Origin of the sequence: Pseudomonas sp. AU12215 (genome assembly GCF_001675465.2) — a bacterium.
In the GTDB taxonomy this organism is placed as follows: domain Bacteria; phylum Pseudomonadota; class Gammaproteobacteria; order Pseudomonadales; family Pseudomonadaceae; genus Pseudomonas; species Pseudomonas nitroreducens.
Genome location: NZ_MACM02000184.1, coordinates 1 through 15,111, shown reverse-complemented (window position 1 = coordinate 15,111; position 15,111 = coordinate 1). Strand labels below are relative to the sequence as shown.

Annotated in this window: 10 protein-coding genes and 1 pseudogene; 6 read left to right on the top strand and 5 right to left on the bottom strand. The window is 64.0% G+C overall.

Translation table 11 applies throughout. The features are described from left to right. Window positions 1-393: 393 nt before the first annotated feature. The 3 genes from gltB (at window position 394) to hemE (ending at window position 7,518) form a co-directional block, all read left to right on the top strand. The gene (gltB, locus tag A9513_RS31850; RefSeq protein ID WP_065327919.1) at window positions 394-4,839 is read left to right on the top strand and encodes a glutamate synthase large subunit; all 4,446 of its coding nucleotides are present in this window, start codon (window positions 394-396) and stop codon (window positions 4,837-4,839) included. Window positions 4,840-4,866: 27 nt separating this feature from the next. Further along, entirely contained in the window at window positions 4,867-6,300 is a 1,434-nt protein-coding gene (locus tag A9513_RS31845) for an FAD-dependent oxidoreductase (protein WP_065327918.1), read from the top strand. A gap of 153 nt (window positions 6,301-6,453) precedes the next feature. Then, entirely contained in the window at window positions 6,454-7,518 is a 1,065-nt protein-coding gene (gene hemE, locus A9513_RS31840) for a uroporphyrinogen decarboxylase (protein WP_065327917.1), read from the top strand. A 253-nt stretch (window positions 7,519-7,771) separates the two neighbouring features. Here the strand turns inward: hemE and gabP are convergent, their stop codons facing one another. Both gabP and A9513_RS31830 read right to left on the bottom strand, forming a co-directional pair. After that, on the bottom strand, window positions 7,772-9,163 hold the full coding sequence (gene gabP, locus A9513_RS31835) for a GABA permease (RefSeq protein WP_038803337.1): 1,392 nt from the start codon (window positions 9,161-9,163) through the stop codon (window positions 7,772-7,774). A gap of 243 nt (window positions 9,164-9,406) precedes the next feature. After that, complete coding sequence (locus A9513_RS31830) at window positions 9,407-10,750, bottom strand: MFS transporter (RefSeq protein WP_226045617.1); 1,344 nt, start codon at window positions 10,748-10,750, stop codon at window positions 9,407-9,409. Between the two features lie 228 nt (window positions 10,751-10,978). Between A9513_RS31830 and A9513_RS31825 the strand changes: the two genes are divergently transcribed. Then, window positions 10,979-11,887, top strand: a complete 909-nt coding sequence (locus A9513_RS31825) for a LysR family transcriptional regulator (protein ID WP_024764137.1) — start codon at window positions 10,979-10,981, stop codon at window positions 11,885-11,887. A 94-nt stretch (window positions 11,888-11,981) separates the two neighbouring features. Beyond that, a complete protein-coding gene (locus tag A9513_RS31820) occupies window positions 11,982-12,749 on the top strand; it encodes a ParA family protein (RefSeq protein ID WP_024764136.1) in 768 nt (255 codons plus the stop codon). A 4-nt stretch (window positions 12,750-12,753) separates the two neighbouring features. Here A9513_RS31820 and A9513_RS31815 read toward each other — a convergent pair whose 3' ends face one another. The 3 genes from A9513_RS31815 to trxC form a co-directional block, all read right to left on the bottom strand. Further along, on the bottom strand, window positions 12,754-13,563 hold the full coding sequence (locus A9513_RS31815) for a universal stress protein (RefSeq protein WP_024764135.1): 810 nt from the start codon (window positions 13,561-13,563) through the stop codon (window positions 12,754-12,756). A gap of 76 nt (window positions 13,564-13,639) precedes the next feature. Beyond that, the gene (locus A9513_RS31810; RefSeq protein WP_024764134.1) at window positions 13,640-14,086 is read right to left on the bottom strand and encodes a YiiD C-terminal domain-containing protein; all 447 of its coding nucleotides are present in this window, start codon (window positions 14,084-14,086) and stop codon (window positions 13,640-13,642) included. An 82-nt stretch (window positions 14,087-14,168) separates the two neighbouring features. Next, window positions 14,169-14,603: a thioredoxin TrxC gene (gene trxC, locus A9513_RS31805; RefSeq protein WP_065327916.1), complete on the bottom strand. Its 435-nt coding sequence runs from the start codon at window positions 14,601-14,603 to the stop codon at window positions 14,169-14,171. 173 nt (window positions 14,604-14,776) lie between these two features. Between trxC and A9513_RS35920 the strand changes: the two are divergent. Continuing rightward, window positions 14,777-15,111: pseudogene (locus A9513_RS35920) on the top strand (hypothetical protein); the annotation flags it as partial.

Below are 15,111 nucleotides of genomic sequence, written 5' to 3'. Positions count from 1 at the left end.
GTTTCTTTTGTCGCATTCTTATAAAAATGCGACATCGGGTGTCAGTAGTGCGTCAAAAAAATTAAGTGACGTCGCTTTCCCCGTGTGTACAATGACCTCCCTTTGCCTATCGGAAACTCGCCGCTTGAGCGGGTAGACAGGCGAAGTGCTTGAAGAGGGTCTGCTGACGTTTCGTCATGGCCAGGGCCGGAACCGCCGCCGCGTTGGGTAAGACGTGGCAACTCGCGCGGAACGGTCATTCCAGGTGAACCAGGGGCTACAACGGCGCTGCACGATAGAGGCGGCCCGAGCCTTTAGGGTGCGCGGGAAACGAGCCTGCACGGCGAAACAGGGCGATGGCGAAACGTCAGCAGACCCTGGAATTTATAAAAGTTTTGCCGGTGAGAGTTCCCTATGAAAGCAGGTCTGTACCATCCTGAGACGTTCAAGGATAACTGCGGATTCGGTCTGATCGCCCATATGACGGGCGAGGCAAGCCACGAACTTCTGCAAACCGCCATCGAAGCACTGACCTGCATGACCCACCGAGGTGGGATCAACGCGGACGGAAAAACCGGGGACGGTTGTGGGCTGCTGATCCAGAAGCCCGACCAGTTCCTGCGCGCCGTGGCCAAGGAATCCTTCAACGCCGAGCTGCCCGCCCAGTACGCCGTGGGCATGGTCTTCTTCAACCAGGACCCGGTGAAAGCCGAAGCCGCCCGCGCGAACATGAACCGCGAGATCGAGCGTGCGGGCCTTACGCTGGTCGGCTGGCGCAAGGTGCCGATCGACACCAGCGTGCTGGGTCGCCTGGCGCTGGAGCGCCTGCCGCAGATCGAGCAGGTGTTCATCGGCGGCGAAGGCCTGTCCGACCAGGAATTCGCGGTCAAGCTGTTCAGCTCCCGTCGCCGTTCCTCCGTGGCCAACGCGGAGGACGCCGACCACTACGTCTGCAGCTTCTCGCACAAGACCATCATCTATAAGGGCCTGATGATGCCGGCGGACCTCGCCGCCTTCTATCCGGACCTCTCCGACGAGCGCCTGAAGACCGCCATCTGCGTCTTCCACCAGCGCTTCTCCACCAACACCCTGCCGAAATGGCCGCTGGCCCAGCCGTTCCGCCTGCTGGCGCACAACGGCGAGATCAACACCATCACCGGCAACCGCAACTGGGCCCAGGCCCGTCGTGCCAAGTTCGCCAACGAGTGGATGCCGGACCTGGACGAGCTCGGCCCGCTGGTCAACCGCGTGGGTTCGGACTCCTCCAGCATGGACAACATGCTCGAGCTGATGGTCACCGGCGGCATGGACATGTTCCGTGGCCTGCGCATGATCATTCCGCCGGCCTGGCAGAACGTCGAGACCATGGACGCCGATCTGCGCGCGTTCTACGAATTCAACTCGCTGCACATGGAGCCGTGGGACGGTCCCGCCGGCGTCGTGCTGACCGACGGCCGCTACGCCGTCTGCCTGCTCGACCGCAACGGCCTGCGCCCGTCGCGCTGGGTCACCACCAAGAACGGCTACATCACCCTCGCCTCGGAAATCGGCGTGTGGGACTACAAGCCCGAGGATGTCATCGCCAAGGGCCGTGTCGGCCCGGGGCAGATCCTCGCGGTGGACACCGAGACTGGCCAGCTGCTGCAGACCGAGGACATCGACAACCGCCTGAAGTCGCGCCACCCGTACAAGCAGTGGCTGCGCCAGAGCGCGCTGCGTATCCAGGCGACTCTGGACGATGACCAGGGCGTGGCCAGCTACGACGGCGACCAGCTCAAGCAGTACATGAAGATGTTCCAGGTCACCTTCGAGGAGCGTGACCAGGTGCTGCGCCCGCTCGCCGAGCAGGGTCAGGAAGCGGTCGGCTCGATGGGCGATGACACGCCGATGGCGGTGCTGTCCAAGCGCATCCGCTCGCCGTACGACTACTTCCGCCAGGTCTTCGCGCAGGTCACCAACCCGCCGATCGACCCGCTGCGCGAAGCGATCGTGATGTCCCTGGAAACCTGTCTGGGCATTGAGCAGAACATCTTCGAAGAGTCCCCGCACCACGCCAACCAGGCGATCCTGACCACCCCGGTGATTTCCCCGGCCAAGTGGCGGACCCTGATGAATCTGGAGCGCCCGGGCTTCGACCTGCACCACATCGACCTGAACTACGACGAATCCGTCGGCCTCGAAGCGGCCGTGCGCAACATCGCCGACCAGGCCGAGGAAGCCGTACGCGCCGGCAAGGTGCTGCTGGTGCTATCCGACCGTCAGATCGCCCCCGGCAAGCTGCCGGTGCACGCGGCCCTGGCCGTCGGCGCCGTGCACCACCGTCTGGTGCAGACCGGCCTGCGCTGCGACTCCAACATCCTGGTGGAAACCGCCACCGCCCGTGACCCGCACCACTTCGCGGTGCTGGTGGGCTTCGGTGCGTCCGCGGTCTACCCGTACCTCGCCTACGAAGTGCTGGCCGACCTGATCCGCACCGGCGAAGTGCTGGGCGACCTCTACGAGGTCTTCAAGTACTACCGCAAGGGCATCTCCAAGGGGATGCTGAAGATCCTCTCGAAGATGGGCATCTCCACCATCGCCTCCTACCGTGGCGCCCAGCTGTTCGAAGCCATCGGCCTGGCCGACGAAGTCACCGGCCTGTGCTTCCCGGGTACCCCGAGCCGTATCCAGGGCGCGCGCTTCCTCGACATCGAGAACGAGCAGAAGCTGCTGGCCAATGAAGCCTGGAACAACCGCAAGGCGATCCAGCAGGGCGGCCTGCTGAAGTTCGTCTACGGCGGCGAGTACCACGCCTACAACCCGGACGTGGTGAACACCCTGCAGGCCGCCGTGCAGCAGGGCGACTACGCCAAATTCAAGGAATACACCGCGCTGGTGGACAGCCGCCCGGTGTCCATGCTGCGCGACCTGCTCAAGGTGAAACCTGCCGAGCAGCCGCTGAGCCTGGACGAGATCGAGCCGCTGGAAGCCATCTTCAAGCGCTTCGACGCCGCCGGCATTTCCCTCGGCGCGCTGTCGCCGGAGGCCCACGAGGCGCTGGCCGAAGCGATGAACCGCCTCGGCGGCCGCTCCAACTCCGGTGAAGGCGGTGAGGACCCGGCGCGCTACGGCACGCTGAAGAGCTCGAAGATCAAGCAGGTGGCCACCGGCCGCTTTGGCGTGACCCCGGAGTACCTGGTCAACGCTGAAGTCCTGCAGATCAAGGTGGCCCAGGGCGCCAAGCCCGGCGAAGGCGGCCAACTGCCGGGCGGCAAGGTCAACGGTCTGATCGCCCGCCTGCGCTACGCAGTTCCCGGCGTGACCCTGATCTCGCCGCCGCCGCACCACGACATCTACTCCATCGAAGACCTCGCCCAACTGATCTTCGACCTCAAACAGGTCAACCCGCAGGCGCTGGTCTCGGTGAAGCTGGTGTCCGAACCGGGCGTGGGCACCATTGCCGCCGGCGTGGCCAAGGCCTACGCCGACCTGATCACCATCTCCGGCTACGACGGCGGTACCGGCGCTTCGCCGATCACCTCCATCAAGTACGCGGGTTCGCCGTGGGAGCTGGGCCTCGCCGAGGCGCACCAGACCCTGCGCGGCAACGACCTGCGCGGTAAGGTCCGCGTGCAGACCGACGGCGGCCTGAAGACCGGCCTGGACGTCATCAAGGCGGCCATCCTCGGCGCCGAGAGCTTCGGCTTCGGTACCGCGCCGATGATCGCCCTGGGCTGCAAGTACCTGCGCATCTGCCACCTGAACAACTGCGCCACCGGCGTTGCCACCCAGAATGACAAGCTGCGCAAGGACCACTTCATTGGCACCGTGGACATGGTGGTGAACTTCTTCACCTTCATCGCCAGCGAGACCCGCGAGTGGCTGGCCAAGCTCGGCGTGCGCAGCCTGGAAGAGCTGATCGGCCGCACCGACCTGCTGGAAATCCTCCCGGGCGAGACGCCCAAGCAGGGCAACCTCGACCTCACGCCGCTGCTGGGCAGCGACCTGATCCCGGCCGAGAAGCCGCAGTTCTGCGAAGTCGAGAAGAACCCGCCGTTCGACCAGGGCCTGCTGGCCGAGAAGATGGTCGACCTGGCCCGTGGCGCCATCGAAGGTGCCAAGGGCGGCGAGTACGAACTGGATATCTGCAACTGCGACCGTTCCATCGGCGCGCGGATTTCCGGCGAGATCGCCAAGGTCCATGGCAACCAGGGCATGGTCAAGGCGCCGATCACCTTCCGCTTCAAGGGCACTGCGGGCCAGAGCTTCGGCGTATGGAACGCCGGCGGCCTGCACCTGTATCTGGAAGGTGACGCCAACGACTACGTGGGCAAGGGCATGACCGGCGGCAAGCTGGTCGTCACCCCGCCCAAGGGCAGCCCGTTCAAGTCGCAGGAGTCGGCCATCGTCGGCAACACCTGCCTGTACGGCGCCACTGGCGGCAAGCTGTTCGCCGCCGGTACCGCGGGCGAGCGTTTCGGCGTGCGTAACTCCGGCGCCCATGCCGTCGTGGAAGGCACCGGTGACCACTGCTGCGAGTACATGACCGGCGGTTTCATCTGTGTTCTGGGCAAGACCGGCTACAACTTCGGCTCCGGTATGACCGGTGGCTTTGCTTATGTCCTCGACCTGGACAACACCTTCGTTGACCGCGTGAACCATGAGCTGGTGGAGATCCAGCGGATCAGCGGCGAGGCGATGGAAGCCCAGCGCAGCCACCTGCGCAAGGTGCTGGTCGAGTATGTGGCGGAAACCGCGAGCGAGTGGGGCGCGCATCTGCTGGAGAACCTCGACGACTACCTGCGTCGGTTCTGGCTGGTGAAACCGAAGGCCGCCAGCCTCGGTTCCCTGCTGACCAGCACCCGTGCCAACCCGCAATAAGCGCCTGAAGTTTGATGAGGTCTCTAAATGTCTGAACGTCTGAGTTCTGATCGCCTGAATAACGACTTCCAGTTCATCGAAGTCGGGCGCAAGGATCCGAAGAAGAAGCTTCTTCGCCAGCGCAAGCGCGAGTTCGTGGAAATCTACGACCTGTTCAAGCCGCAACAGGCGGCTGACCAGGCCCACCGTTGCCTGGGCTGCGGCAACCCCTACTGCGAGTGGAAGTGCCCGGTGCACAACTTCATCCCCAACTGGTTGAAGCTGGTCTCCGAAGGCAACATCCTCGCCGCCGCCGAACTGTCCCATCAGACCAACACCCTGCCGGAAGTCTGCGGCCGGGTGTGCCCGCAGGATCGCCTGTGCGAAGGCGCCTGCACCCTGAACGACGGCTTCGGCGCGGTCACTATCGGCTCGGTGGAGAAGTACATCACCGATACCGCCTTCGCCATGGGCTGGCGCCCGGACATGTCCAAGGTCAAGCCCACCGGAAAGCGCGTCGCCGTGATCGGTGCGGGCCCGGCGGGCCTGGGCTGCGCCGACGTGCTGGTGCGTAACGGCGTGACTCCGGTGGTGTTCGACAAGAACCCGGAAATCGGCGGCCTGCTGACCTTCGGCATCCCCGAGTTCAAGCTGGAGAAGCAGGTGCTGTCGCGCCGTCGCGAAGTCTTCACCGGCATGGGCATCGAGTTCCGCCTGAACACCGAGATCGGCAAGGACGTGACCCTGTCGCAACTGCTCGATGAGTACGATGCCGTGTTCATGGGCATGGGCACCTACACCTACATGAAAGGCGGCTTCCCCGGCGAGGACCTGCCCGGCGTGCACGACGCGCTGGACTTCCTGATCGCCAACGTGAACCGCAACCTGGGCTTCGAGAAGTCGCCGGAAGACTTCGTCGACATGAAGGGCAAGCGCGTCGTGGTACTGGGCGGTGGCGACACCGCGATGGACTGCAACCGCACCTCGATTCGCCAGGGCGCCAAGAGCGTGACCTGCGCCTACCGTCGTGACGAAGAGAACATGCCCGGCTCGCGCAAAGAGGTGAAGAACGCCAAGGAAGAAGGCGTGAAGTTCCTCTTCAACCGCCAGCCCATCGCCATCGTCGGCGAGGACAAGGTGGAAGGCGTGAAGGTGGTCGAGACCCGTCTCGGTGAACCGGACGCCCGTGGCCGTCGCAGCCCCGAGCCGATCCCGGGCTCCGAGGAAATCATCCCGGCCGAAGCCGTGCTGATCGCCTTCGGCTTCCGCCCGAGCCCGGCGCCGTGGTTCGACCAGCACCAGGTGGAAATCGACAGCCAGGGCCGTGTCATCGCCCCGGCCGCCGCGCAGTTCAAGCACCAGACCAGCAACCCGAAGATCTTCGCTGGCGGCGACATGGTCCGTGGTTCCGACCTGGTCGTGACGGCGATATTCGAAGGCCGCACGGCAGCCGAAGGTATCCTCGACTACCTGGGCGTCTGAGTGCGTTCCCTGTAGGGCGAGGCAGAATGCCTTATCCGCCCTACGAGAATGGCGCAGCGACAAACTGTCGCGATGGACGAAAGGCACGGCACCCGCCGTGCCTTTTCGTTTGCGCTTTGCGAAAATACCCGCACTTTTTTGCCGGATGCCGTTATGACTGCCTTGAAGAACGATCGCTTCCTCCGCGCCCTGCTCAAGCAGCCCGTCGATGTCACCCCTGTCTGGATGATGCGCCAGGCCGGCCGCTACCTGCCGGAGTACCGCGCCACGCGCGCCAAGGCCGGTGACTTCATGAGCCTGTGCATGAACCCGCAGATGGCCTGCGAAGTGACCCTGCAGCCGCTGGACCGCTACCCGCAGCTGGACGCCGCGATCCTCTTCTCCGACATCCTCACCATTCCCGACGCCATGGGCCAGGGTTTGTACTTCGAGACCGGCGAAGGCCCGCGCTTCAAGAAGGTCGTCAGCACCCAGGCCGACATCGACGCCCTGCCGATCCCCGATCCGGAGAAGGACCTGGGCTACGTGATGGACGCCGTGCGCACCATCCGCCGCGAGCTGAATGGCCGCGTCCCGCTGATCGGCTTCTCCGGCAGCCCCTGGACCCTGGCCACCTACATGGTCGAAGGCGGCTCCAGTCGTGACTTCCGCAAGACCAAGGCGATGCTCTACGACAACCCGCAGGCCCTGCACGCGCTGCTGGACAAGCTGGCCCAGTCGGTCACCAGTTACCTCAATGGCCAGATCCTCGCCGGTGCACAGGCGGTGCAGATCTTCGATTCCTGGGGCGGCGCGCTGTCGGCGGCGGCCTACCAGGAGTTCTCCCTGGCCTACATGCAGAAGATCGTCGACGGCCTGATCCGCGAACACGAAGGGCGCCGCGTGCCGGTGATCCTCTTCACCAAGGGCGGCGGCCTGTGGCTGGAGTCCATGGCCAATACCGGCGCCGAAGCCCTGGGTCTGGACTGGACCTGCGACATCGGCAGCGCCCGCGCCCGCGTCGGTGACAAGGTCGCCCTGCAGGGCAACATGGACCCGGCGGTGCTCTATGCCAAGCCCGAAGCCATCCGTGCCGAAGTGGCGCGCATCCTCGGCGCTTTCGGCAATGGCACCGGCCACGTGTTCAACCTCGGCCACGGCATCACCCCGGAAGTCGACCCGGCCCATGCCGGTGCCTTCTTCGAGGCCGTGCACGAGCTGTCGGCACAGTACCACTGAGCCTGATGCCGAACTGAAAAGCCCCGCGGATGCGGGGCTTTTTCGTTTCTGGCTCCGGGGTTCGCGACCCGGCACCGGGCCTTCCGGCGTATCGCGAACCAACCTCGCACCGGCAAAAGCCAATCCGCGTGTGGGAGCGTACTCCGTCCGTGATCGGCCCGAACAGCAGAGGCTTTCCCCGACAACAAAAAAGCCCCGCTTCACAGCGGGGCTTTTCGTTCCCTCATGGAGCATCAGGCCCCATCAGAGCGCGTCACGCGGCATCGCCCACCAGGCCGGCGGCGCGCTGGGCCTTGCGACGGTTGGACACCAGCAGGCCGGAGCAGACCACTACGACGGTCAGCAGGGTAGTGGCGACCACTTCCATGCGGTGATCCGGACGGATCAGCATGATCACCAGGGCGCCGACGATGAACAGAATCACCGCCCAGGTCAGCCAGGGGAACAGCCACATCTTCAGCTTCAGCTGGTGGCCCTGGGCGAGCAGCTTCTTGCGCATGCGCAGCTGCGACAGGGCGATCACCAGGTACACCAGCAGGGCGATGGCGCCGGAGCTGGCCAGCAGGAAGTTGAACACTTCGGCCGGGGCGAGGTAGTTGGCGAAGGTGCAGAGGAAGGCCATGGCGGTGGACAGCAGCACGGCATACACCGGAGTACGGCTGACGCTGGTTACCTGGGCGATCTTCGGTGCATCGCCGCGCTTGCTCAGCGAGTACATCATGCGCGAAGCGGTGTAGAGCGCCGAGTTCAGGCAGCTGGTTACCGAGACGAGGACGATGATGTCGACGATCAGCTTGGCGTACGGGATGTGCAGGTGTTCCAGCACGGTCTGGTAGGAACCCATGCTCACCAGGCGCGGGTCGTTCCACGGCACCAGGCAGACCACGATCAGGATCGACAGCAGGTAGAACAGCGCGATACGCCAGATTACCGAGTTGGTGGCACGGGTGATCTGCTGCTCCGGGTCCTTGGACTCGGTGGCGGCGATGGTGACGATTTCCGAGCCCATGAAGGAGAACATGGTGGTCAGCAGCGCAGCGAGCACGGCGCCCCAGCCCTTGGGCAGGAAGCCTTCGCTGGTCAGGTGGCCGATGCCGGAGACTTCGCTGTTGGGCGAGAAGCCGAAGATGGCCGCGCAGCCCAGCACCAGGAAGGCGATGATCGAGACGACCTTGATCAGCGCCAGCCAGAACTCGAACTCACCGTAGTTCTTCACGCTGAACAGGTTGGTCACGGTCAGCGCGGAGGTGATCAGGAAGGCCAGCACCCAGATCGGCGCGCCGGGGAACCACGCGTGGATGATGGCCGCGGCGGCGTTGGCCTCCAGCGGGATCACCAGGACCCAGAACCACCAGTACAACCAGCCGATGGTGAAACCGGCCCAGTGCCCGATGGCACGGTCGGCGTAGGTGGAGAAGGAGCCGCTGTCCGGCTGCGCGACGGCCATTTCGGCCAGCATGCGCATCACCAGGACCACCAGCAGGCCGGCGACCAGATAGGAAATCATGACGGCCGGGCCGGCTTCGGCGATGGCGTGGCCGGAGCCTACGAACAGGCCTGCGCCGATGGCGCCGGCGATCGAAAGCATCGTGACGTGACGATTTTGCAGGCCCTGGGAGAGCCCGGAGGTTGGGGTGCTGCTCATGCTTTACCTACAACTACGGAGGGAATTGCGTACTGCGGGAGTCGAGGTCCGTTTCAGGATTCCAACAAGTCGTTCGACATTGTGAACGCAAGGATCGCGCCACACTTTGTTACGACTTAAGTCGTAGGTTGGGAATTTATCCTACAACGCCCGCCTGGCAGGCGTTATCGGATATGAGATTAATGTCTTTGCACGACAGTTCCATGTCGTTTTCAGGAATGCACGATGTCGTGTGTGTAGAAACTACCCAGCTTTGTTGAGTGCAGGAAGGTCGCGCGGTAACACTGGCAGGCGTGCCAGGTGCAGGGCCACCAGCAGGCCGATGCCCAGCAGGCTGGCGATGAACAGGCCCACGCCGTTCCAACCGTACTGGTGCCAGAACAGCCCGCCAGCGGTGCCGGCGACGCTGGAGCCGACGTAGTAGCTGAACAGGTACAGAGAGGAGGCCTGGCCTTTGGCCTTCAGAGCGCGGCGGCCGATCCAGCTGCTGGCCACCGAATGCGCGCCGAAGAAGCCGAAGGTGAAGATCAGCAGACCGACCAGGACCACGGCCAGCGGTTGCAGCAGGGTGATCAGCACGCCGCCGAGCATCAGCGCGATCATCGCCCAGAGCACTTTGCGCCGGCCCAGCTTGTCGGCCAGCGACCCGACCCACGCCGAGCTGTAGATGCCCGAGAGGTAGACCAGCGAGAGCACGCCGACGATGGCCTGGCTCAGGTGATAAGGCTCAGCCAGCAGGCGATAGCCGATGTAGTTGAACAGGGTGACGAAGGCACCCATCAGCAGGAAGGCTTCGAGAAACAGCCAGGGCAGGCCGGCATCGCGGAAATGTCCGGTGAATCCCTCGATGAGCCGGCGTGGCTTGAGCGGTGCCGGACGGAAGTTCTTCGATTCGGGAAGGATGCGCCAGAACAGCAGCGCCGCGGCCAGGGCGAGCACACCCAGGGTGGCTAGCGCCACGTGCCAGTTCACGTAGTCCACCAGCACGCCGCTGATCAAGCGGCCGCTCATGCCGCCGATGGCGTTGCCGCCGATGTACAGCCCCATGGACAGCCCGATGTGTTGCGGGTGGATTTCCTCGGAAAGGTAGGTCATGCCCACCGCCGCCAGGCCGCTGAGGGACAGGCCGAGCAGCGCGCGCATGGCCAGCACGCCGTGCCAGGTCGGCATCAGCGAGCTGCCAATGGTAAACAGGGCGGCGAGGACCAGCGAAGCAACCATGATCGGCTTGCGTCCGATGGCGTCGGAGATCGGCCCGGTGACGAGCAGGCCGAAGGCCATGGTGACGGTGGAGATCGACAGTACCAGGCTGCTCTGCGCGGCGGTCAGGCCAAAGGCCTTGGACAGCACCGGCATCATCGGCTGCACGCAGTAGAGCAGGGCGAAGGTGGCGAAGCCACCGGAGAACAGCGCCAGCGAAGTGCGCATGAAGGCCGGGGTGCCTTTCTCTATGTAGGTTTCGATTTCCTCGACGACGCGTACCACGTCGCCGTTGGCTTCACGCGCGCTCTCGCGCAGATTCGCCAGCACCTCCGCCGGATCGTTGGCGGCTACCGGTTCTTGTACGACGGTCGGTTCGGCCGCCATGGGATGTTCTTCCCGCAAAGCCCGCAGGGCAGGTTGACTCACGACACACCTCAAGTAGATGACAGCAGAGGGCCTGGAATGACGGCAGGGTTCCGCGCGGCCAGGCAGGGAGCAGGTTGGTAGTCGTTATTGGGCTTGTGTGGAAAGGATAAGGAGCGGGCTTTATTATTTCCAATATATTAATCGACACGTTTGATTCGTTTTACGAATCACTTATGCGGAGGCGGAATGGAACTGCGACACCTGCGTTATTTCATCGCCGTGGCGGAAGAGCTGCACTTCGGCCGCGCGGCCGAGCAACTGGGGATTTCCCAGCCGCCGCTGAGTCAGCAGATCCAGGCGCTGGAGGAAGAGATCGGCGCGCGCCTGCTGGAGCGCACCAACCGCCGTGTGGCGCTCACCGAGGCCGGCAAGCTGTTTCTCGATGAGGCGCGGCAGGTACTGCAGCAGGTGGACCGCGCCGTGCTACTGGCCCGGCGCGCGCATCAGGGCGAGATCGGTGAACTGAAGGTCGGCTTCACCGCGTCGGCGCCGTTCACCTCCAGCATCCCGCGCGCGATTCTGGCGTTCCGCCAGGCCTATCCGGACGTGCATCTGGACCTGCAGGAGCTGAGCAGCGGGCAGGCGGTGCAGGCATTGCTGGAGGAGCGCGTACAGGTGGGACTGATTCGTCCGATCCCGCTGCCGGAAACCCTGGAGGCCGTGGAGCTGTTCAGCGAACCGCTGGTGGCTGTGCTGCGCGCCGATCATCCGCTGGCGCAGGCCAGCCAGGAGGGCCTGGAGTTCGCCGAACTGGCAGACGAGCCTTTCGTATTCTTCCCGCGCAGCTATGGCACGGGGCTCTACAGCCAACTGATGGCGCTCTCACGACAGGCCGGCTTCAGCCCGCGCATCGCCCAGGAAGCGGGAGAGGCGATGACCATTATCGGTCTGGTGGCGGCGGGGCTGGGGGTGTCGATGTTGCCGGCGTCGTTCCGCCGTACGCGGGTGGACGGCGTGGTCTATCGCACCCTGAGCGATCCGGGCGCTACCAGCTCGGTATGGCTGGTGCGGCGGCGCAACGAGACGTCACGCCTGGCGCAGTCGTTCTTCGACCTGGTGACCGAGGAAGTGAAGGCTCAGCACGGCGCGCGCTGAGCAGGGGCAAATATACCGGGCTGCTGCGCTCGCCCTTGTCATGGGCTTTGCATAGAATCCACCGGCACTCGATTGGTTCCTGGAGGGACGGCTCATGCGGCGTGTGGTGTTCAATCAGAAGGGCGGGGTCGGCAAGTCCAGCATCGCCTGCAACCTGGCGGCAGTGAGCGCAGCGGAGGGCCACCGCACCTTGCTGGTGGACCTCGATGCCCAGGCCAACTCCACCCACTACCTCACCGGTCTGACCGGCGAAGATCTCCCGGTGGGCATTGCCGATTTCTTCAAGCAGACGCTTTCGTCCGGACCTTTCAGCCGCAAAGGCAAGGTCGACATCTATGAGACGCCGTTCGATAACCTGCATATCGTCACCGCCAGTCCCGAGCTGGCCGACCTGCAGCCCAAGCTCGAGCAGAAGCACAAGATCAACAAGCTGCGCAAACTGCTGGACGAGCTCGGCGAAGACTACGACAGGATCTACCTGGATACTCCGCCGGCGCTGAACTTCTACACGGTTTCTGCACTGATCGCCGCCGATCGCTGCCTGATTCCCTTCGATTGCGATAGCTTCTCCCGCCAGGCGCTGTATGGCCTGCTGCAGGAGATCGAAGAGCTGAAGGAGGACCACAACGAAGACCTGGAAGTCGAAGGCATCGTGGTCAACCAGTTCCAGCCGCGCGCCACGCTGCCGCAGCAACTGCTGGATGAGCTGGTGGAAGAGGAGCTGCCGGTGCTGCCGGTCTACCTGATGAGTTCGGTGAAAATGCGCGAGTCGCACCAGGCGTGCACCCCGCTGATCTTCCTCGAGCCCCGGCACAAGCTGACCCAGCAGTTCGTCGAACTGCACAACCTGCTGGAAGCCTGAGCGGTTATTGGCTGATCAGCACATCGCAGGGTGGCCGGCGCAGGAAGTAACGCGTCGAGCTGCCCAGCATGGCTTGCTCGATGGCGCCGCGGCTGCGGCTGCCGAGTATCAGCAGGTCGGGCGACCACTCCCGCAGCGCCGTTTCCAGCGCCTGCTGGGCTGTGCCCTGTTGCACCGCGCAGAGTAGCTGCGGCCCCGTGCTCGGTACGTGCTTGCGCTCATCCTGCAGCGCCTGGCGCAGCAGTTCGCGCTGCGTCTCCAGGTGGCTGTCGGCGCGGCCGGCCTTCTTGCCCGGCTGGTAGGCGTTGAGCGCCAGCAGCTCGGCGGCGGGTTCCAGCAGGCGGTAGCCGGCGCGCCAGGCCTGGCAGGAGCAGTGCGACAGGTCCAGCCCAGCCAAGGCCTTGGTGTAAGGCGCGGCGGACTCTTCCACGGCGAGCAGGATCGGCGCGCGGCAATGCCGGGCGATGCGCTCCAGTGTGGTGCCGTCGAAACGCTCGAGCAGTTGCTGATGGTGCGCACCGATCACCAGCAGGTCGGCGCCCAGCTCCTGCACCGCCTGGGTGACGGTATTGGCGGCGCGCCCCTGGCGTATCACCAGTTGGTAGTCGGCGATGTCACTGGCGCGGGCTGCATCGCGCAATGCCACTTCAGCCGCTTCGCGGACGGTATCCATCATGCGGTCGGGGAAGAATTCCTCGATGACGTGCAGCAGCGTGACGCTGGCCCCGTGCTGGCGCGCCAGTTTTGCAGCGCGCCGCACCGCGATGTCCGCCTCGACACTGAGGTCATGGGCGACGAGCAGGTTCCTGTACATGGTGGGTTCCCTCTATGGCGCTTCCACTGTCGCGCCACATAGGAAATTTCACCTTGATGCAGGGCAATGGCTCGATTCAGCGACTGCGCAACTGATAGATGGCATGGCTTTCGGCGACGACATTGCCTTCTTCGTCCTTCAACTGCAGGTCGAGGACGAACTCCGCCTTGCCTTGGTGCGTCGCCTCTTCGCCGATACGCTGGATTTCGGCTTCAGTGAGCTGCGCATCGACGGTCACGTCACTGGCGGCGGGGCGCAGGAAGCGCAGCCCGGCTTCCTTGACGATGGGGTAGAAGCGCCGCGCATCGAAGCTGGTGAGCATCAGTACGCCACCGGGCAATTCGGCCACGGTGAACAGCGCGCCGGCGTACATGTTCTGGATGTGGTTCTCATTGCCCTTGAGCGGCATGCGCAGGCGCACGTGGCCAGGCTCCAGCACTTCGGCCTTGAGGCCGGTGCGCTTGACGAAGGCGATGTGCTCTTCGGTGAGCTGGCGGATGAAGTCTTCGGGGTAGGAAGGCATGGGCGTGCTCCGTTTTTTGCCCAAGCCTAGCCCGCGTGTGCGGTCTGGCAATGACCGCACCGATTGACCGAAACGCTCGCCGTCAGATGCCCTGGCGCGACAGCCAGTCGAGCAACTGCGGCAACGGCATCGCACCGCTCTGGCGCGCCACTTCCTGGCCATTGCGCAGCAGGATCAGGCTGGGAATCGAGCGAATCCCCAGGTGCGTGGAGAGGTTCGGGTTGGCGTCGCTGTCCAGCTTGGCCAGACGCACCTTGCCCGACAAGCGCGCCGCCGCTTGTTCGAACACCGGCGCAAAGCCCTTGCACGGCCCGCACCAGTCGGCCCACACGTCCACCAGCAACGGCAGATCGCCCTTGGCCTGGGCGGTGAAACCGGCTTCATCAAGGTCGAACGGCGTATCCAGCACGATCGGCGACTGGCAGCGCCCGCAGCTGGGCGAGTCAGCCAGGCGCGCGGCAGGCACGCGATTGAGGCCGTTGCAGTTCGGGCAGGGGATGATCAGGGAATCGGACATGGTGGGGCTCCAGAGGCTGTGGGGAGCTAGGTGGTGGCGGAGGGAGGGATTATCAAGCGGCGCCAATTCATAACATCAAGTAGCATCGAGCAGCGAGTGGTTTTAAAGTAATCCCTTCATTACGCGCTTCGATATCAACAATAAAAGGTTTGTGAATGATAAAAACTATCCCCATGTGGAAGATGTTGCTGGCAACCAAGGGCAAGATGGCGGGGCTTGCAGTTCTCGCATTCCTGCCTGTCTTGATTGTTGGCGCTGCATGGATGTTTCTTGAGGGGCTGCAAACCGGGCAAAAGCGGCAAGCTGTAATGGGGGTTGTTAGTCTGGTTTTTTTTGCTGCATGTGCGCTGGGGTTGGCGCCTTCCAAGCAATATATTCCCGGAAAAACTTTTTTGGCTTATAGAAGGCGGCCGCAAAAACTGAGTGCAACACCCGACCATTTCGGTAAGGTGTTGCCCCATGTCCTATCACGAACTCAGCGCCACAGAGCGCGTCACGATCCAGATCG